The organism is Dyella silvatica, from assembly GCF_026283955.1.
GTDB classification, from domain to species: domain Bacteria; phylum Pseudomonadota; class Gammaproteobacteria; order Xanthomonadales; family Rhodanobacteraceae; genus Dyella_C; species Dyella_C silvatica.
Window position 1 is genome coordinate 1 of record NZ_JAPDPE010000104.1, and the last position, 19,132, is coordinate 19,132.

The 19,132-nt window shown below is 62.4% G+C and carries 14 protein-coding genes and 1 pseudogene; 9 read left to right on the plus strand and 6 right to left on the minus strand.

The window, feature by feature from the left end; genetic code table 11:
* A partial coding sequence (gene cysG, locus OUZ52_RS17700) for a siroheme synthase CysG (RefSeq protein ID WP_266159856.1) occupies positions 1-1,421 on the minus strand: 1,421 nt, incomplete at its 3' end.
* Between the two features lie 327 nt (positions 1,422-1,748).
* On the opposite strand from cysG, the gene OUZ52_RS17705 reads away from it, so the two are divergent.
* Positions 1,749-2,741: a LysR substrate-binding domain-containing protein gene (locus tag OUZ52_RS17705; RefSeq protein ID WP_266159857.1), complete on the plus strand. Its 993-nt coding sequence runs from the start codon at positions 1,749-1,751 to the stop codon at positions 2,739-2,741.
* Between the two features lie 40 nt (positions 2,742-2,781).
* Here OUZ52_RS17705 and cysC read toward each other — a convergent pair whose 3' ends face one another.
* The 5 genes and pseudogenes from cysC to OUZ52_RS17730 form a co-directional block, all read right to left on the minus strand.
* Complete coding sequence (gene cysC, locus OUZ52_RS23045; RefSeq protein ID WP_425493875.1) at positions 2,782-3,360, minus strand: adenylyl-sulfate kinase; 579 nt, start codon at positions 3,358-3,360, stop codon at positions 2,782-2,784.
* Positions 3,361-3,399: 39 nt separating this feature from the next.
* Positions 3,400-4,582, minus strand: a pseudogene (gene sat / locus OUZ52_RS17715) (sulfate adenylyltransferase); the annotation flags it as partial.
* 47 nt (positions 4,583-4,629) lie between these two features.
* Positions 4,630-5,358 (minus strand): phosphoadenylyl-sulfate reductase, encoded by a 729-nt coding sequence (locus OUZ52_RS17720; protein WP_266159867.1) that lies wholly within the window; start codon positions 5,356-5,358, stop codon positions 4,630-4,632.
* Positions 5,359-5,363: 5 nt separating this feature from the next.
* Positions 5,364-7,067, minus strand: coding sequence for an assimilatory sulfite reductase (NADPH) hemoprotein subunit (cysI, locus tag OUZ52_RS17725; RefSeq protein ID WP_266159859.1), 1,704 nt, complete (start codon positions 7,065-7,067; stop codon positions 5,364-5,366).
* 16 nt (positions 7,068-7,083) lie between these two features.
* Positions 7,084-8,883: an assimilatory sulfite reductase (NADPH) flavoprotein subunit gene (locus OUZ52_RS17730; protein WP_266159868.1), complete on the minus strand. Its 1,800-nt coding sequence runs from the start codon at positions 8,881-8,883 to the stop codon at positions 7,084-7,086.
* Between the two features lie 167 nt (positions 8,884-9,050).
* On the opposite strand from OUZ52_RS17730, the gene OUZ52_RS17735 reads away from it, so the two are divergent.
* From OUZ52_RS17735 to OUZ52_RS17770, 8 genes are all read left to right on the plus strand, one after another.
* Positions 9,051-9,794, plus strand: coding sequence for a sulfite exporter TauE/SafE family protein (locus OUZ52_RS17735; RefSeq protein ID WP_266159860.1), 744 nt, complete (start codon positions 9,051-9,053; stop codon positions 9,792-9,794).
* Between the two features lie 44 nt (positions 9,795-9,838).
* Positions 9,839-11,038 carry a cupin domain-containing protein gene (locus tag OUZ52_RS17740; protein ID WP_266159861.1) on the plus strand — a complete coding sequence of 400 codons (1,200 nt, stop codon included), beginning with the start codon at positions 9,839-9,841 and terminating at the stop codon, positions 11,036-11,038.
* A gap of 11 nt (positions 11,039-11,049) precedes the next feature.
* Entirely contained in the window at positions 11,050-11,994 is a 945-nt protein-coding gene (locus OUZ52_RS17745; RefSeq protein ID WP_266159862.1) for a GNAT family N-acetyltransferase, read from the plus strand.
* A 303-nt stretch (positions 11,995-12,297) separates the two neighbouring features.
* The gene (locus OUZ52_RS17750) at positions 12,298-15,144 is read left to right on the plus strand and encodes a 2-oxoglutarate dehydrogenase E1 component (protein ID WP_266159863.1); all 2,847 of its coding nucleotides are present in this window, start codon (positions 12,298-12,300) and stop codon (positions 15,142-15,144) included.
* Between the two features lie 7 nt (positions 15,145-15,151).
* On the plus strand, positions 15,152-16,345 hold the full coding sequence (gene sucB, locus OUZ52_RS17755) for a dihydrolipoyllysine-residue succinyltransferase (protein ID WP_266159864.1): 1,194 nt from the start codon (positions 15,152-15,154) through the stop codon (positions 16,343-16,345).
* 143 nt (positions 16,346-16,488) lie between these two features.
* Entirely contained in the window at positions 16,489-17,913 is a 1,425-nt protein-coding gene (gene lpdA / locus OUZ52_RS17760) for a dihydrolipoyl dehydrogenase (protein WP_266159865.1), read from the plus strand.
* Between the two features lie 76 nt (positions 17,914-17,989).
* Positions 17,990-18,589 (plus strand): LOG family protein, encoded by a 600-nt coding sequence (locus OUZ52_RS17765; RefSeq protein WP_266159866.1) that lies wholly within the window; start codon positions 17,990-17,992, stop codon positions 18,587-18,589.
* Positions 18,590-18,691: 102 nt separating this feature from the next.
* Positions 18,692-19,132: alcohol dehydrogenase catalytic domain-containing protein (locus OUZ52_RS17770; RefSeq protein ID WP_323135369.1), on the plus strand; the 441-nt coding region annotated here is incomplete at its 3' end.

The window sequence follows — 19,132 nt, forward strand, 5'->3', positions numbered from 1 at the left end:
TCGCCATCGGCATGCGGTTCGGCCCTGGGTTCACCCAGGGGTGGCTGGCCGAACCAAGCCAACGACTCCGCCAGCGCGGCCACCTCGCCGAGTATCAACAATGCTGGCGAACGTACGTTATGGGCGCTAGCCCGCTGCGGCATATTCGCCAGCGTCCCGGTAACCACCCGCTGCTCAGCCCGCGAGCCGTTTTCAATCAGCGCAAACGGCGTCGATGCGGCACGACCATGCGCCAGCAAGCGCGCACTGAATGCCGCCAGCTCACTCACCCCCATATACACCGCCAATGTCTGCCGCTCTTGCGCCAGCGCATGCCAATCCAGTGCATCGTGTGAGCGCTGGCACTGCGCGGTTAGCAGACGCACGGCTTGTGCATGATCGCGGTGGGTCAACGGCACGCCGGCATAAGCGGCGCAGGCCAGCGCTGCCGTAATACCCGGGACGACCTCATAGGCGATGCTATGCTGGCGCAGGAACTGCAGCTCCTCGCCGCCGCGGCCAAACACGAAAGGGTCGCCGCCCTTCAGCCTGACCACCCGCCGCCCTGCTCGCACATGCTGCAGCAGCAAATCATGAATAGCGTCCTGGGTGTAATGATGGTTGCCCGCCTGCTTGCCGACCTCGATGCGCTCCGCATCGCGCCTGGCCAGGGCCAGCACCTCGGCGCTGACCAGGCGGTCGTGCAGAATCACATCCGCCTCGTTCATGGCCCGTACTGCGCGCAGGGTGAGTAAGCCCGGATCGCCCGGGCCCGCCCCGACCAAGACCACCGAGCCCTGAGTCCCCTTGGCCTCGGCTAGCAAGGCACGCTCTGCTGCGCGCCGCGCCTCCTGTGGTCGCGCCTGCCGCAGCAACGCCGCCACTGGGCCTGCGAACAATTGTTCATAGAATCGGCGGCGTGCCGCCATCTCAGGCAGGCGTGCGCGAATCCGCGTACGCAGGCGGGCGGCCAGTGTGGTCAAGGCGCCCAGCGAAGGGTCAAGCAAGCTCTCCAGCCGTTCCCGCACCAGCCGGGCCAGCATCGGTGCCGCGCCACCGCTGGAGATGGCAATCGTCAACGGCGCCCGGTCGACCACCGCCGGCACATGAAAGCTGGACAGCTCGGCATCGTCCACCACATTGACGAAGATGCGCCGTAACTCAGCCAGCGAAGCCACCAGCCGGTTCGTCTCACGGTCCGAAGTGGCCGCCACCACCAGCCACACGCGATCCAGCCAGGTCTCTCTAAAGGCATCCGGACGATGCGCTATCAAGCCCTGCTCGACCCATCGCCGCAGTTGCGGGGTCAGCTCAGGGGCATTGACCGTGACTTGCGCCTTGACCTCGATCAGCGTGGCCGCCTTGCGCTCGGCCACCGCCCCACCGCCAATCACCAGCACAGCGCGACCAGACAGGTCAGCAAACAAGGGATAAAGCTTCATAGGGCGTAAAAACTCGTCATCAGCGTCGCCAGCCAGAGCTCGGAAAAACTACGCTGCATTCACGGCGAGAGGCAAATAATTTGGCTCTCGCGGCATATAACATTCCGTCATGTCGATAACGAAACATTGACAATGTTTTCATATATACGTATAGACGTCTGAATATGTCGACAGCCAAGCCCACCATCGCCCTCTTACAGAGCAACCGCCCTGCGGTCCTGCCCAGTCCTCTCGTGCTTGGTGCCGCACTTCACAGCATTTGGCGATGTACCCGTGTTCGTTCGCGCGCTATCCCACCCGCCCTCGACTGCTCACGAATCCATCGCCATGACCTTGACCCAACTTCGTTATTTCGTCGCCATTGCCGACGCCGGCCTCAACATCACCCTGGCGGCAGAGCGCATCCACGCCACCCAGCCCGGCCTCAGCAAGCAGCTCAAACAACTGGAAGATGAACTGGGCTTTCGATTGTTTATCCGCAAAGGCAAAAGCCTCGAGGCCGTGACCCACGCCGGCCAGCACGTGCTGATCCGCGCCCGCACTATCCTCTCTGAAGCCGATAACATCCGCTCGATTGCCGCCAACCTGCGCAATGAAGCGCGTGGCGAACTGCATATCGCCACCACGCATACGCAGGCGCGTTTCGCATTGCCCGCGGCGATTACCGCCTTGAATGTGCGCTACCCCCAGGTCAGCGTGCATTTGCTGCCGGGCCCCACCGATGAGGCATTGGCACAGCTGGAAGCCGGGCGTGTCGACCTGGCCGTCGTCAGTGGAACCGGTGCCCCACCCAGCATAGGCATCGCCATTCCCGCTTATCGCTGGAGCCGGGTCATCGTTGCCCCGCAAGGGCATCCCCTGGCCGAACGGAAACGGATTCTGTCGCTGGACGATCTGGTAGCGTGGCCCCTGGTCAGCTACGAATCGTCGCTGAAGACCGAATCTTCGCTACGCCAGGCCTTCGAAATTGCCGGCTTACGCCCACGGGTCGCCATGACCGCCGGTGACGCCGACTTGATCAAGACCTATGTCCGCGCCGGCCTTGGCCTAGGCGTACTGGCTGAGATGGCCATGCTGTCTGGCGATACCGATCTGCGCATACTCAGCGCCGATCATTTGCTGCCGCCGTGCACCACCTGGATTGTGCTGCGACGTGAAGCGGTGCTGCGCGAATACGTGCTGGAATTCATCCATCAGTTCGCGCCGCATTTGAACCGCCGCGATGTCACCCGGGCATTGGCCACCACCACGCCGTATGACTGGCCAAGCATTCCACACTGGCGCGAGCGGTCGGCCTTGTCGTTGCCGGATGCCGCATGACATATACCGCCCCCTCTCCTGCGAGAGGGGGCTGATGGACTCATGCATCGATCAAGCCACGACTGCGCAATAGCGCGAGAATCTGCTGGGCCAGCGCCACTGGCTCGGCGGCACTACCGTCCAGCCGCAGCTCGGGGTGTTCGGGCACTTCGTAGGGATCGCTGATCCCGGTGAACTGGCTGATGGTGCCAGCGCGTGCCTGCGCATACAGACCTTTGCGATCGCGTGACTCGCATACTTCGAGCGAGGTGGCCACATGGATCTCAATGAAATCGCCGTGTGCCTCGACCAGCGCACGCGCCTCGGCCCGATCATTGGCATAAGGTGCAATCGGTGCGCAAATCGCGATGCCGCCATGGCGCACGATCTCACTCGCCACATAAGCAATGCGCGTGACATTGGCGGCGCGATCCTCACGAGAGAAACCCAGCCCGCGCGACAAATGCTTACGCACCTCATCGCCATCGAGCACCGTGACCGCACGACTGCTGTGCTCCAGCCATTGCGCGATCACCGCCTGCGCAATGGTCGACTTGCCCGAGCCCGAAAGCCCGGTAAAGAACAAGGCGAAACCGCGTGGCGCGTGCACCGGATGGCGTTCGCGCAGAATCTTCACCACGTTGGGAAAACTAAACCAGGCTGGGATCTCCGCGCCATCATGCAGAAACTGGCGCAGCTGCGTGCCCGAAACATCGCGGACATCGTCGCTGGCGGTCACCTCATTGGACGGCAGGTAAGTGTCGCGATTGGCCGCATAAACCATCGCCGGGAATGGCACGATATGGATGCCCAGCTCGCCCTGGTGCTGTTCGAGCAGCGCTTGCGCCTCGTAAGGACCGTAAAACGGCTGGCCATTGGCATCCTTGCCCGGGCCGGCATGGTCGCGCCCGACAATGAAATGGCTGGCGCCGTAGTTCTTGCGGATGATGGCATGCCACAACGCCTCGCGTGGCCCGCCCATGCATGGCCAACGGCAGCAGCGAGAGTTTTACGTCACCCTGCGGGTACTCCGCCAACAAGGCGTGATAGCAACGAACTCGTGTGTAGTGATCCACATCGCCCGGTTTGGTCAAGCCCACCGACGGCTGGATCAATAACTTGGCCCCCACCTGCTGAGCGGCACGCAAGGTTAGTTCGCGATGCGCGCGATGCATCGGATTGCGCGTCTGGAACGCCACGATGCGACTCCAGCCATTGGCCTCGAACCATGCGCGCAAACCGCGCGGGGTATCGCGCAATTCGCCGAAATCGTAATGTGCAGGCGACTGGATGCCGCGCACGCGCCCCCCCAGATAAACCGGCCGGGTGCGATCCAGCAAGGTGGCGACACCGGGATGTGTACGATCGGTGGTGCCAAAAACCTTCTTCGCCTCGTATTCCAGATCAGGACGATAAATATCTTGCACCTCGAGCACGGCCAGCGGCACGCCTTGCAGATCGCGCAAGGCCACTTCGCTACCAGGGAGCAGTGACGCAGCAAATGCCTCGCTCACATCCAGGGTAATCGGCATCGGCCACAAGGTGCCGTCGGCCAGACGCAGTTCTTCAACGACGCGGGTGTAGTCGGCTTGGTTGAGAAAACCTTCCAGTGGCGAGAACGCCCCATTCAGTAGCAGCTCCAGATCGCATAGCTGGCGGGTGCCCAGATCCACACCGGGCAAACCGGCGCTGCGCTTCTTCCACGCCTCGGCCTCGGCAGCGGGCAGATAGCGCTCTTTCAGCACGCCGCCGTGCGGAGCAATCAGCCGCCCGCTGGCCAGCAGGCTACTGGCATGCGATGCGCGGATCGCAGCTTCATTAGTCAAGGTTTGATCCGTAAGGTCACGCAAAATTTGGCTCATGATGTTTTCTTTATTGATCGGGGGTGGCCATCGAAAACGATGGGGAGTCACACAAGGTGATGCAGCCCGCACTCGCGTTTGAGGCCATAGAAACGGGTATCTTCGGCATCCATGCCAGGTTCCCAGCGCCGAGTGGTGTGGGTATCGCCAATCGATACATAGCCCTGCTCCCACAACGGGTGATAAGGCAGGTCATGTCGTTTGAGATACATGCCGACGTCGCGATCGCTCCAATCGGCCAGGGGATGCCATTTCCAGCGACCGTTCTTGCGCTCGGCAAAATCAATCGCCCCGCGGCTTTGCGATTGGCTGCGGCGCAGCCCCGCAAACCAGCCGGTGGCACCTAATTCGGATAGCGCGCGTTGCATTGGCTCGACCTTGCGCAACTGGTTATAGCGATCGATGCCGGCAACGCCCTGCTCCCATAGCCGCCCATCGCGCGCCTCCATCCAGGCCGGGCTTAGCGGGGACTGGTAGATCTTGAGATTCAATCCCAGGCGCTCGGTCAACTCGTCAATGAATTGGTAGGTCTCGGCGAATAGATAACCGGTATCCACCAGCACCACCGGAATTTGCGGCTGCCAGCGGGTCAACATATGCAGCGACACCGCCGATTGCGCACCAAAGCTCGACGAAAGCACCTGCGGGCCGGCGATGCGCTCGAAAACCCAGGCCACTCGTTCCTCGGCCGAGCGTTCCTCTAGCCAGGCATTGAGCTCGTCCAATTCAAGCGCTGTATATTGACTCGGCACCTCCAAGGCATGCCCTGGCAACATCGCATTCATGCGCTCACCTGCAAGGGAATCTGCCGCGCTGCTTGTGGCGCCGCCTCGACCGGAATCACGTCGACACGCGTGAGGAAATCGCCGAAACCCTCACCGTTATTGCGCTCGGCTGCGTAGCGAGCAAACAAACCATCGAGAATGCCGAGAATGGCGACCTCATCAATGTTTTCGCGATAAACCCGATTAAGCCGTTGACCGCGGAAGTCGGCGCCCAGGCGCAGGTCGTAGCGACCCGGTGCACGGCCGACCAAGGCGATCTCACCCAGATAAGGCCGCGAACAACCGTTAGGGCAACCGGACAGGCGTAGCAGGATCGGCGCATCAGCCAAACCATGCCGTTCAAGCTGCGCCTCCAGCTTCGATAAGAAAGACGGCAAGTAGCGTTCGCTTTCGGCCATGGCCAAACCACAAGTCGGCAACGCCACGCAGGCCACGGCGTGGCTGCGAATGCCGCGATTGCTCACATAGGCGTCCAAATCGTAGGCGTGCACGATGGCATCGATGCGCGCGCGATCTGCTGCCGCGACATTGGCCACGATCACATTCTGATTGCAGGTCAGGCGAAAATCGCCGGTATGCACCTGCGCCAGTTCGCGCATGCCGCTAAGCCAGCGCCGCTCGCCGACATCGGCCAAGCGGCCCGATTCGATGTGCAAGGTCAGATGCCAACGACCATCATGGCCTTCGATCCAGCCGTAACGATCGCCGTTGTGATCGAAGCTGTAAGGGCGCTGCGGCTGCAAAGCAAAACCCAGCCGCGATTCCAGTTCGACCTTGAACGCATCCAGGCCACGGTGATCGATGGTGTACTTCAAGCGCGCATGCTTGCGCTCGCTACGGTTACCCCAATCACGCTGCACCGCAACCACACCTTCAGCGACTGCCGTGAGCTGCTCGGGCGTGACAAAACCCATCACGCTGGCCAGGCGGGGATACGTCGTCGGATCACCATGTGTGGCACCCATGCCGCCGCCGATAGCCACATTAAAGCCCAGCAGGACGCCGCGCTCGATGATGGCGATCAAACCCAGATCTTGCGCGAATACATCGATATCGTTGAGTGGCGGGATGGCCAGGCCAATCTTGAATTTCCGCGGCAAATACGTCGGGCCATAAAGCGGCTCGACCTCTTCGCCGACCAGTTGCTCGCCGTCGAGCCAGATCTCGTGATAAGCACGCGTCTTCGGTGCGAGGTGCTCGGACAAATGCGCCGCCCAGCCATAGGTGATCGCATGCGCCGGCGACTCGACCGGGTTAGCCGTACTCACCACGGTGCGTACCACATCGCCGCAGGCGGCAATCGTGGTCGACAACGCATCGTGGATGGCCGCGATGGTCGGCTTGAGCTTACGCTTGATAATGCCGTGCCACTGAAAGGTCTGCCGCGTGGTAATGCGCAAGCTGCCGTTACCGTGCTCACGCGCCAGCCGATCGAATACCAGCCATTGCGCCGGTGTCACCACGCCGCCCGGCAGGCGCGCCCGTATCATGAAAGAAAACGCCGGCTCGAGCTTTTGCTTGCGGCGCTCATCACGCAGGTCGCGATCATCCTGCTGGTAGCTGCCATGGAACTTCAGCAGTTTGCCGTCGTCGTCGCTGATTGCGCCAGTCACCGGATCAACCAGCCCGTCAGCAATACCACCGCGCAAATGGCGGCTTTTGGCCTTGACGATTTCGAAATCGGAAAGTGTCGTTGTCATGTCGATACGGACCTGATCAGTAAACATCGCGGGCATAACGCCCCTGCTGCATAAGCTCAGCCAGCCAGGCTTTGGCCGCTTCCTGCGAGCGCTGCCCGTGGCTCACGATGATCTCGATCAACGCGTTGTGAACGTCTTTCGCCATCTGGGTCGCATCGCCGCAGACATAGACATAGGCGCCACCGTCCAGCCATGCATAAAGCTCCCGCCCCTGCTCCAGCAGGCGCTGCTGCACATACACTTTTTGCGCGCTGTCGCGTGAAAACGCGAGATCGAGCCGATGCAGATCACCTCTTTTCAGCGCGGCCTGCCATTCGACCTGATAAAGAAAGTCTGCTTCAAAATGACGGTTGCCGAAGAACAACCAGTTGCGCCCGCTGGCGGCTGTCTCCTGCCGCTCTTGCACGAAGGCGCGAAACGGCGCCACTCCCGTGCCGGGACCGATCATGATGATGTCGCGCGCCGGATCAACCGGCAGGCGGAAGCGCTCATTCGACTCGATGAACACCGGCACCTTGCCATCCTCGTCGACAGCGGCAAGAAATGATGAGGCCGCGCCCCAATGCTGACTGCCATGCGCCTGGTATTCGACTACGGCCACGGTCAGGTGGACCTCATCGCCCACCGCGCTCGAACTGGATGCAATCGAATACAGCCGCGGAGTCATCGGCCGCAATGCCGCGATCAGCGCCTCAGCGCTCCAGGCCGCGGGATAGCGTCGCAACAAGTCGATCGGCTGGAAGTGATCGAACAGCGCATTTTTTTCAGTCGCGTGTTCCGGCTGTAATAACCGGGTCAACTCAGCGTGACCGCCCAAGGCCGCATGTGCAGCCAAGAATGAGGCATTGAGCCGGGTCAGCTCACGCTCGCGCCCCAGCCACTGCGCCAGCGCCAGGGTGCGACCGTCGTGGCTGACCTGCAACGCACTATCCAGTTGCAAGGTATCCAGCCACTGGCTCACTAAAGCCGGAGGGTTATGCGGCCACACCCCCAGGGCGTCGCCGGGCTCATAACGGAGGCCGGAGCCTTCGAGCGAAAGCTCGACATGCCGGACATCGCGCTCACTTGCTCGCGACACGATGCGCTGGCTGCTCAACAGCGTCGCCTCAAACGGTTGCTCGCGGTCGTAGACTGCTCGCTGAGGCACGGCATACAACGGCGTCACTCGCGGCGCGGATGTCACCTCTTTCAAGGCCTCACGGGCTGCCTCCAGCGCTCGCTCAGCCCACGGAATCGCCACCGTCTCCAGGTCCACATCAGCCATCGCGGCAGGCAGCAGGCGGCTGGCGCCGAGCTCGCTTAGCCGGGCATCGAGTTGCTGGCCGATGGCACAGAATTGCGGATAGCTCGAATCGCCCAGGCCCAGTACCGCGTAGCCCAGCGCGGGCAGCTTGGGCGCGCGCTTACCGGCAATGAATTCGACCAGGCCGCGTGCATCATCCGGTGGCTCGCCGTCACCCTGGGTACTGATGACAATGATCAGGTGCTGCTCTTGCGCCAGTTCGCGTTGCGGATAAGCATCGGCACGCAACAGCCGCACCGGCAAACCGGCCGCCTCGCCACGCCCGGCGAGCCGCTCGGCAATCCGTTTGGCGTTGCCGGTCTGGCTGCCGTAGACAATCGTCAGCCGCTCTGCCGGGAGCTTGGCCGCAGCCGCTGTCGGCGCGATACCCGCTAGCCTGCCGCCACTTGCCTGCGTTGCGATCCAGGCCGCTGCCCAATACAACTCAGCCGGGCCCAACCCATCGACCAGACGCGCCAACAAGGCGGTCTTTTCGGCGCCAAGCGAGGGATTCTGAACACCCAGGGCAGTCACTGCACTCACTGTTAATCCTTTGGACTTCTATACGTCTCAGCATCCAAAGTTATATGAGTGTAAAAATTTATGGAAAGTATGGTTAGGCATGACCTTATGCCGATGCTTTATTTCCACCTATAAGAGTCGCCACCAATACTCAGCGCACTTTTCGCCTCGGCCAAGCCATGTCTTCGGAATTCGTCACCTTTGCCGCTATCGGCGCGCTGGCCCAGCTTATTGACGGCTCTCTGGGCATGGCCTTTGGTGTCGCTTCGGCCGCCATGCTGCTCAGCCTGGGCCTGCCGCCCGCCGCGGTCAGCGCCAGCGTGCACTACGCCGAGACGTTTACCTGTGGCGCCTCGGGGATCAGCCACCTGGTGGCGGGCAATGTCCGGCGCAAACTGTTTTTCAGCCTGATGATCCCCGGAGTGATCGGGGCGGTACTCGGCGCTTATCTGGTCAGCCACGTACCGGCTACCTGGATGCGCCTTGCCCTTACCCCGTATCTGCTGGGCATGGGGGTGTTCTTGCTGTTGCGCGCCCACCGCAATCCGGGACATAGCGACGAAGTACTCGCCGGAACGCGCCCGTTGGGCCTGGTGGCCGGCTTTGCCGATGCCGTCGCCGGCGGCGGCTGGAGCGCGCTGACGGTAACCAGCCTGGTCGCTCGCGGCAATACTCCGCGCCTGGTGATCGGCACCACCCACCTGGCCAAATGCGTGGTAAGCGCCTCAGCCAGCATTACTTTCCTGATCCATGTCGGCGCCAGCCATGGCGTGGCGGTGCTGGGATTGATCCTGGGCGGCGCGCTGGCCTCGCCGTTCAGTGCGTTGTTCGCCAAGGTGATGCCGGCGCGGGCAGCCACGCTGATGGCTGCTATCGCCGTGCTCGGCTTGGGCTTGAGTAATGTGGTGAAGGCGTTTCAGTAACGGCATGGATTCGCGCCGTCATGCAGCACGGCTACAATCGGCCGATGACTAAATCCGCCCCCGCTCCGCTCCCGCTCGAAGTCCGTGGTTCCGCCAACCAGCCGCTAGGCATGCCTGCCGCGCGTTTTCTGCGTGATTACTGGCAGAAACACCCGCTGCTCATCCGCAACGCGTTCCCAGATTTCCAGCCACCGCTGGAACCCAACGACCTGGCCGGCCTCGCCTGTGAAGAGGGCGCCTTGTCGCGGCTTATCGTGCATGACCTCAAACGCGACCGCTGGAACGTCAAGACCGGCCCGCTGAGTGAGGACGATTTCAGCAAGACACCCAGCTCAAACTGGACCCTGCTGGTGCAAGACGTGGATAAGTGGGACGCCGACGTGGCGGCCCTGCTGGAGTCGTTCCAGTTTCTGCCGACCTGGCGCATGGACGACATCATGATCTCCTATGCCGAACCTGACGGCGGCGTCGGCGCCCATGTGGATCAATACGATGTATTTCTGTTGCAGGGGCTGGGCCAACGGCATTGGGCGATCAGCACCGACCCTGCCGCACCCACCGATTTCCGCGAAGACATCGAGCTAAAGCAGCTGAAACATTTCGAACCGACCCACGAATGGCTGCTCGAACCCGGCGACATGCTTTATCTGCCGCCCGGCGTACCGCACGACGGCGTCGCCTATGGCGGCCCCTGCATGACGTTCTCGGTCGGCATGCGCGCGCCCTCGCAAGCCGAACTCACCGGTGACCTGGCCGATTACCTAGCCGAACGGCTGCCAGAAGAACTGCGCTATACCGACCCCGACCTGACCCCGGCCAAGGCAATCGGCGAAATCGACCGCCAGGCCCTGGCCCGCCTCAGGCAGGCATTGCCCTTTGCCGCGACGCTGGACGAGCCGACCCTGAGCGACTGGTTTGGCCGCTTCATCACCCGCTACCGCAGTACCCAGGTACCGGCCGCGATGGATAAGCCACTAACCTCCGCCTTGCTCGCCAAGCAACTCGACGCCGGCGCCCAGTTGCTGCGCCACCCGTGGTCCCGGCTCGCCTGGAGCCGCCATAAATCCGCTTGCACGCTTTATGTCAGCGGCCATGCCTATCCGGCGACGCCTGCCCTGGCCGAGCAACTGTGTGCCCAGCGCGCGCTGCTTCCGGCCAAGAAACTGGCCGCTGCCGACCGCGAGCTGTTGCTGGCCCTGGTCAACGATGGTCATCTGCTTCCACAAAAAGCGCGCCGCAAGTAAGCACGACACCGATGACCGCCAGCCAACAGATACGTGTCGACACCGCGCAATGGTCACAGAACAGTGACCGCGAGGCGTTGCGCGCGCTGCGGCTCGAGGTTTTCGTCCGCGAACAAAACGTGCCGGAATCGCTGGAATGGGACGACCTGGACGCGACCTCGCTGCACGTGCTGGCGCGCAACCAAGCTGGCGAACCGATCGGCTGCGGCCGGCTTACCCCCAAGTACAAGATCGGCCGGATGGCGGTGCAGCGGGACTGGCGTGGTCATGGTGTCGGCGCCGCCCTGCTGCATAAGTTGATCGATCAGGCCCGGAGCCTGGGCTGGCCCGAGGTTTCACTGGATGCGCAGGTCCAGGCCATGGGTTTTTATGCGCGTGAAGGCTTCGTCGCCATAGGTGAGGTATTCGATGATGCCGGCATACCGCACCGCACGATGCAACTCACACTGACGCCCCCCATGCCACAGCCTGACGATATCCAAGCCTTACGGGTCGGCGGCCGGGACGAGCTGCTCGGCAGCCGCCTGCGGTTACTCACGCAAACCCGCCAGCGCCTGATGATTTACCAGCCGCAGCTTTCAAGCGATGTGCTCGCCAGCGCGGATGAACTGGCCGAATTGCGCCGTATAGCGATTTCTGGACGCGGCGCGCTCATTCGTATCTTGCTGCACGACCCAGCGGCGGCCCTGCGCGAAAACCATCGGCTGATCGCCCTGATCCAGCGCCTACCGAGCCTGCTGCAGGTACGCACGCCGATCGAGGCGCTGGACCTGGCCTATCCCAGCGCCTACTTGCTCAACGATAGCGATGGCTATCTGTTCCAGCCGGATGCCGATCGCCCCCAGGGCCGTGCCGCCTGCCGGGACCGTGCCTCCCAAGCCCCATTACGGCTGCACTTCGACACCATCTGGGATCGCGCCGAACACGCCACGATCCTGCAGCCGCTGGCGATTTAGCTCCTGCGAAGAAGCACAGATCGCCGATTACCCCGCAGCTAGACCAGCGACAACTGAACGCCGGTTAGCCCGTGTACTACGCCCCGCAAACGCTTGGGCATGCGTCGAAATCCCGTAGAAACCTGCACCCACGGCAAACGTCGACAGCCGCTGGCTGGAAGTTTCAGCGGAGATCCCCACTTTATGTCGACGATTTGGGTTGCCGCGCCATGGCGGCTCAAGGCTATAATTAACGGGATTTTCGCCAGCGATCGGCCTAACCGGACAGATCGCTGCTAGCCTCCCTTCCCTGCCGGTGGTGACGTGAGCACAAACCTGATTCGCGAGTTCTTCGATTCCTCCCAACTCGCTGGCGGCAACGCCGATTATGTCGAACAACTCTATGACCTTTGGTTGACCGACCCTTCGTCGGTTTCCCCCGAGTGGGGCCAGTACTTCAAGACCTTTAATGGCCGCGAGTCGGGAGACGTATCCCACGCCGCGGCCATTGCACGTATAGAGGCGGCGCAAAAGCAGCGCCACAACGGCGCGGTGACGGTCGCCGTACCCATGAACGACGAGCCTGCGCGCAAACAGGCCGGCGTTCTGCGCCTGCTTACCGCGTACCGCTCGCGCGGTCATCTTGCCGCTGACCTCGACCCGCTCGGCCTGACCGAAAAAATGTCGGCGCCTGATCTGGGCCTGCCCTTCCACGGCCTCAGCGATGCCGACCTCGACACTGAGTTCGACACCGGCAACTACGCCGGCGGCGGTCAGCGCCTGAAGCTGCGCGAGCTGCTGGCGCGGCTGCAAAAGGTCTACACCGGTACCATCGGTACCGAGTTCATGCATATCAGCAATCATGAACAGCGCAACTGGATCTACACCCGCCTGGAGCAAGCCCATGGCAGTGCCGGGCTGGACAAAGCCGGCAAACAGCGCGTGCTGGACGGGCTGACCGCGGCCGAAGGCCTCGAGCGCTACCTGCACACCAAGTACGTCGGCCAGAAGCGTTTCTCGCTGGAAGGCGGCGACAGCCTGATTCCGATGATCGACGACATGGTCCGCGCGGCCGGCGACAACGGCATCAAGGAAGTAGTGATCGGCATGGCCCACCGCGGCCGCCTGAATGTGCTGGTCAACATCCTGGGCAAGCTGCCAAGAACCCTGTTCGACGAGTTCGAAGGCCGCTTTGAGCATGTGGATGACCCGGCTCATACCGGCGACGTGAAATACCACATGGGCTTCTCCGCCGACGTCAAGACGCCCAACGGCGGTGTGCACGTGGCGCTGGCCTTCAATCCGTCGCACCTGGAAATCGTCAACCCGGTGGTGGCCGGATCGGTGCATGCGCGCCAGGTTCGCCGCCGCGACACCGAACACCAGCAGTCCATCGCGCTCTTGGTCCATGGCGACGCCGCCCTGGCCGGCCAGGGCGTGAACATGGAACTGTTCAACATGTCCCAGGCCCGCGGCTTCAAGATTGGCGGCAGCCTGCATGTGGTGGTGAACAACCAGGTCGGCTTTACCACCTCAAACCCGCAAGACGCTCGCTCCACCATGTATTGCACCGACCTGGCCAAGATGGTCAACGCGCCGGTGTTCCATGTGAACGGCGACGACCCGGAGGCCGTCATCCAGGTCACCCGCCTGGCCTACGACTTCCGCAAGCAGTTCCGCAAAGACGTGGTGATCGACCTGGTCTGCTACCGCCGCCACGGTCACAACGAAGCCGACGAGCCCGCGGCGACGCAGCCGGTGATGTACCAGATCATCCGCAAGCGCCCGACCGCCCGCGATCTGTATGCGCAGCAGTTGGTCAAAGAAGGCATGCTTGCCGACGGCGACGCACAAAAGCAGTTCGAAGACTATCGCGCCCGCCTCGAGGCCGGCACCCCGATGACCGAGCTCACCAACACCTTGGTCAAAGATATCGAGGTGGATTGGAGCGGCCTGATCAACGGCAAGCTGTCCGACCCGGTGGACACCACCGTGCCGAAACAGAAGCTGCTTGAGCTGGCCAACAAGATTCTCGAACTGCCAGCCGACCTTACCCTGCAGCCGCGCGTGGCGAAGATTTACGAAGACCGCCGCAAAATGACCGCCGGCGAATTGCCGGGCGACTGGGGCTTTGCCGAAAACCTCGCCTACGCCACCTTGATCGATGCTGGCTACGACATGCGTCTGGTCGGCCAGGATTCCGGCCGCGGCACCTTCTTTCATCGCCATGCCGTGCTGCATGACCAGAAAGACGGCCACACCTTCATGCCGTTGGCCAACGTCCGCGCCACCGCCGATGTCGAGGTGATCGACTCGCTGCTCAGCGAAGAAGCCGTCATGGCGTTCGAGTACGGTCACTCCACCACCGATCCTTACACCCTGCACATCTGGGAAGGCCAGTTCGGCGATTTCGCCAACGGCGCCCAGGTGGTCATCGACCAGTTCATCAGCTCGGGCGAGGCCAAGTGGAACCGCCTGTGTGGCCTGGCGTTGTACCTGCCGCATGGTTACGAAGGCCAGGGCCCGGAGCATTCCTCCGCCCGCCTTGAGCGCTTCTTGCAGTTGTGCGCGCTGGACAATATGCAGGTCTGCGTGCCGACCACGCCGGCGCAAGACTTCCACATGATTCGCCGGCAGATGCTGCGGCCTACCCGCAAGCCGCTGATCGTGATGACGCCCAAGTCGTTGCTGCGTCACAAGCTGGCCATTTCCAGCCTGGACGAACTGGCCAACGGCAGCTTCCAGCTGGTGATCGGCGAACATCGCGATCTGCCGGTGAAGAAGGTCAAGCGCGTGGTGTTCTGCTCCGGCAAGGTCTATTACGACCTGCTCGAAGACGCCGAGAAACGCGAGCAGAAAGATGTCGCCATCGTGCGCGTCGAGCAGCTCTATCCGTTCCCGCGCCCCGAAGTCACCGCCGAGCTGGAAAAGTTCTCCTCCGCCAAAGAAGTGATCTGGTGCCAGGAAGAACCGATGAACCAGGGCGCCTGGTTCCAGATCCGTCATCACCTGCAAGCCTGCATCGGCAGCAAGCACAGCCTGTCCTACGCAGGACGCGCGCGCTCGCCAGCCCCGGCTGCCGGCCACCTCAACACCCATGTCGCCGAACAGTCGGCGCTCGTCGAGCAGGCGCTAGTTGCGCCAGTCGGCACTGACCACTCCGCGGAGTAAGACCAGCATGTCCATTGAAGTCAAAGTCCCCGTTCTGCCCGAGTCTGTTTCTGACGCCACCATCGCCACCTGGCACAAAAAGGTCGGTGACGCGGTCAAGCGCGACGAGAATCTGGTTGACCTGGAAACCGACAAGGTTGTGCTGGAAGTGCCATCGACCGTCGACGGCGTCATCAAAGAGCTGAAGTTCCAGGAAGGCGCCACCGTGCTCAGCCAGCAGGTGATCGCGGTGATCGAAGAGGGCGCTGCCGCTGCTGCGCCCGCACCGGCCGCCGCTGCCGCCCCGGCTCCAGCCCAGGCCGCCGAGGCACCGAAGGCTGCCGTCAGCGGTAACGCCGATTTGTCTCCTGCCGGCCTGCGTGTCGCCACCGAGCAGAAAATCGACGCCTCCAACGTGGCTGGCACCGGCCGCGATGGCCGCGTCACCAAAGAAGATCTGATCAACTACGGCAAGGGTGGCGCACCGGCTGCGGCACCTGCCGCCAAGCCCACGCCCGGCGCCCGCCCGGAAGAACGCGTGCCGATGACCCGCATGCGTGCGCGTATCGCCGAGCGCCTGATGCAGTCGAAGAACTCCATCGCCATGCTGACCTCGTTCAACGAAGTCAATCTGGCCGAAGTCGTGAAGATGCGCAAAACGCTGGGCGAGCAGTTTGAAAAGACCAATGGCGTCAAGCTCGGCTTCATGAGCTTCTTCGTCAAGGCCGCCGCCGAAGCGCTGAAGCGTCACCCGGTGGTCAATGCCTCGGTCGATGGCAACGACGTGATTTATCACGGTTACCAGGACATCTCCATCGCCGTGTCCACCGACAAGGGCCTGGTCACCCCGGTGCTGCGCGACGTGCAGGACATGGGCTTCGCCGATGTCGAAAAAGGCATCCTCGAGTACGCCAAGAAAGCGCGTGACGGCAAGCTCGGCCTGGACGACCTGCAGGGTGGCACCTTCACCATCACCAACGGCGGCACTTTCGGCTCGCTGCTGTCCACGCCGATCGTCAATCCGCCGCAGAGCGCCATCCTGGGCATGCACACCATCAAAGAGCGCGCCATTGTCGAAAACGGCCAGGTCATTGCCGCGCCGATGATGTATCTGGCGCTCAGCTACGACCATCGCATCATCGACGGCAAAGACGCGGTGCTGTTCCTGGTCGATATCAAGAACCAGCTCGAGAATCCGCAGCGCATGCTGCTTGGTCTTTGATGCTTTGATCGCCTTGGCGATCAAAGCAAATAGGTAACGAAGCTCTGGCGGCGAGTCGTAGCGCAAACCGCGCACTCGCCGCACACCTCCCCCGCTCCACCATGCCACGCCCCACCGGCGCGTCACGCAGCAAGGAACAAGTAATGAGCGATAAATTCGACGTCATCGTCATCGGCGCCGGCCCCGCCGGCTATGTGGCCGCGATCCGCGCCGCCCAACTGGGCCTGAAAACCGCTTGCGTAGATGCCTTCGCCGGCAAGGATGGCAAGCAAGCCCTCGGCGGCACCTGCCTCAACGTGGGTTGCATCCCGTCCAAGGCGCTACTCGATTCCTCGCGCCAGTTCCACAACCTCACACATAACTTCGCTGTGCATGGCATCAGTGCCGACAATCCGCGCATCGATGTGGCGACCTTCGTTGGCCGCAAGGACAAAATCGTCAAGCAGTTCACCGGCGGCGTCAGCCAGCTGTTCAAGGCGAACAAGATCACCCCGTTCTTCGGCACCGGCAAGCTGCTTAAGGGCAATAGCGTCGAAGTCACCGCCCCCGACGGCGGCAAGCAGACCATCAGCGCGACCAATGTCATCCTCGCCTCGGGCTCGGTGCCCATCGAGTTGCCGTTTGCCAAGTTCGACGGCAAGAACATCGTCGACAACGCCGGCGCACTGGATCTCACCGAAGTGCCGAAGCGCCTGGGCGTGATCGGTGCCGGCGTGATCGGCTTGGAGCTTGGCAGCGTGTGGAAACGCCTCGGCGCCGACGTCACCATTCTCGAGGCGTTGCCGGACTTCCTCTCTGTCGCCGACGCCGACGTGGCCAAGATCGCCGCCCGTGAATTCGCCAAGCAGGGTCTTACCATCAAGCTCGGCGCCAAGCTGACCAAGGCCGACGTCAAGAAGAACGAGGTCGAGCTGACCTACGAAGACAAGGACGGTGCGCATCAGCTTACCGTCGACAAGCTGCTGGTCGCTGTCGGCCGGCGCGCCTATACCACCGGCCTGCTGGCGGACGACACCGGCGTGAAGCTGGATGAGCGTGGCCGCATCGTGGTCGACGAGCACAATCACACCGGCGTCGATGGCGTGTGGGCGATTGGTGACGCGGTGCGCGGCCCGATGCTTGCGCACAAGGGCTCCGAAGAAGGCGTCGCGGTGGCCGAGTGGATCGCCGGCAAAGCCGGTCACATCAACTACGACACCATTCCGTGGGTGATCTACACCGAGCCGGAAATTGCCTGGGCCGGCAAGACCGAAAAGGAACTCAAGGACGCCGGCATTCCGTACAAAGTCGGCACCTTCCCGTTCGCCGCGATCGGCCGCGCCGTCGCGATGAACGAGGCCGTCGGCCAGGTGAAGATGCTTGCCCATGCCGAGACCGATCGCCTGCTCGGCGTGCACATGGTCGGCCCCGGTGTGTCCGAGCTGATTGCCGAAGCCGTGGTGACGATGGAGTTCAAGGGCTCCGCCGAAGATCTGGCACGTATCGTCCACGCTCACCCGACGCTGTCCGAAGCGGTGCACGAGGCAGCGCTGTCGGTCGACAAGCGCGCGATCCATAAGGGCAACTGAAGTTAGCAGTTGACCGTGCGGCCCGCCCGTGGCGACATGGGCGGGCCGTTTCTTTTAAACCTTGACGAGCAGCTCCATGCCCCAAGTCACCGCCCTCTGCGTCTATTGCGGCTCCAACAGCGGTAGCCACCCTGACTATGTCGAACATGCGCGTGCTTTCGGCACCGAAATGGCACGCCGCGGCATGGCCCTGGTGTATGGCGGCGGCAAAGTGGGCTTGATGGGTACCGTCGCCGATGCGGTACTGGCCGGCGGCGGCAAGGTGATCGGGGTGATTCCGCGCCAGCTGGTCGAACGTGAAGTGGCGCATAAGGGCTTGACCGAGCTGCATGTGGTCGAGACCATGCATCAACGCAAGACCCGCATGTTCGAATTGTCCGATGCCTTTGTCGCCCTGCCCGGCGGTTTCGGCACCATGGATGAAATGTTCGAAATGCTGACCTGGGCACAGCTGGGGTTGCATCAATATCCTTGCGCCTTTCACAACGTGCGCGGCTATTACAGCCCGTTGCGCACGATGATGGAGCACATGGTCGGCGAAGGCTTTGTGCGTGCCGAACAAACGCAAGGCGTCTGGTTTGGAGAAAGTATCGAGGCGTTGTTCGAATGGATGCAGCACTACCAGGGTAGTTACATCCCTAAATGGATCGATCCAGCGGTGACTGCCACCTCTTGATGAACCAACCTGGCCTTGCCAGAAGCCACCGGCCGGCTCGGCCTGCGGCAGGACTACAGCATACCCTTGCGCAATTCAGCCAGGATGCAATGGAGCCATGACATGACCGACGCGCACAGCTTTTGCGCTTTTCGCATTCAACATGACGATGCCGGTTATCGCAGCAGCGTGGAAACCCTAGGCATCCAGGCGCTGACTCCCGGCGAAGTACTGATCAAAGTCGCCTATTCGTCGGTCAACTACAAAGATGCCTTGGCTGGCACCGGCAAAGGCAAAATCCTTCGCCAGTTTCCGCTCAATGGCGGCATCGACGTCGCCGGCCACGTCGTGGCATCCGCCGACCCAGCCTTCAAACAAGGCGACTCGGTGCTATGCACTGGCAGCGGCCTGTCCGAAACCCGCGACGGTGGCTACAGCCAATACCTTCGCCTGCCGGCGCAATGGACTATTCCGCTGCCGCAGGGCCTCAGTCTGCGCGAGAGCATGATCATCGGCACCGCGGGCTTTACCGCCGCGCTGGCGTTGCTGCGCATGCAGGACAAC

Excerpts from the sequence above, each read along its gene's own strand:
- OUZ52_RS17735 (WP_266159860.1), top strand. The coding sequence starts at position 9,051 with ATGTCTTCGGAATTCGTCACCTTTGCCGCTATCGGCGCGCTGGCCCAG.
- cysI (WP_266159859.1), bottom strand. The coding sequence starts at position 7,067 with ATGACAACGACACTTTCCGATTTCGAAATCGTCAAGGCCAAAAGCCGC.
- OUZ52_RS17745 (WP_266159862.1), top strand. The coding sequence starts at position 11,050 with ATGACCGCCAGCCAACAGATACGTGTCGACACCGCGCAATGGTCACAG.
- OUZ52_RS17720 (WP_266159867.1), bottom strand. The coding sequence starts at position 5,358 with ATGTTGCCAGGGCATGCCTTGGAGGTGCCGAGTCAATATACAGCGCTT.
- OUZ52_RS17740 (WP_266159861.1), top strand. The coding sequence starts at position 9,839 with ATGACTAAATCCGCCCCCGCTCCGCTCCCGCTCGAAGTCCGTGGTTCC.
- sucB (WP_266159864.1), top strand. The coding sequence starts at position 15,152 with ATGTCCATTGAAGTCAAAGTCCCCGTTCTGCCCGAGTCTGTTTCTGAC.
- lpdA (WP_266159865.1), top strand. The coding sequence starts at position 16,489 with ATGAGCGATAAATTCGACGTCATCGTCATCGGCGCCGGCCCCGCCGGC.
- OUZ52_RS17705 (WP_266159857.1), top strand. The coding sequence starts at position 1,749 with ATGACCTTGACCCAACTTCGTTATTTCGTCGCCATTGCCGACGCCGGC.
- OUZ52_RS17765 (WP_266159866.1), top strand. The coding sequence starts at position 17,990 with ATGCCCCAAGTCACCGCCCTCTGCGTCTATTGCGGCTCCAACAGCGGT.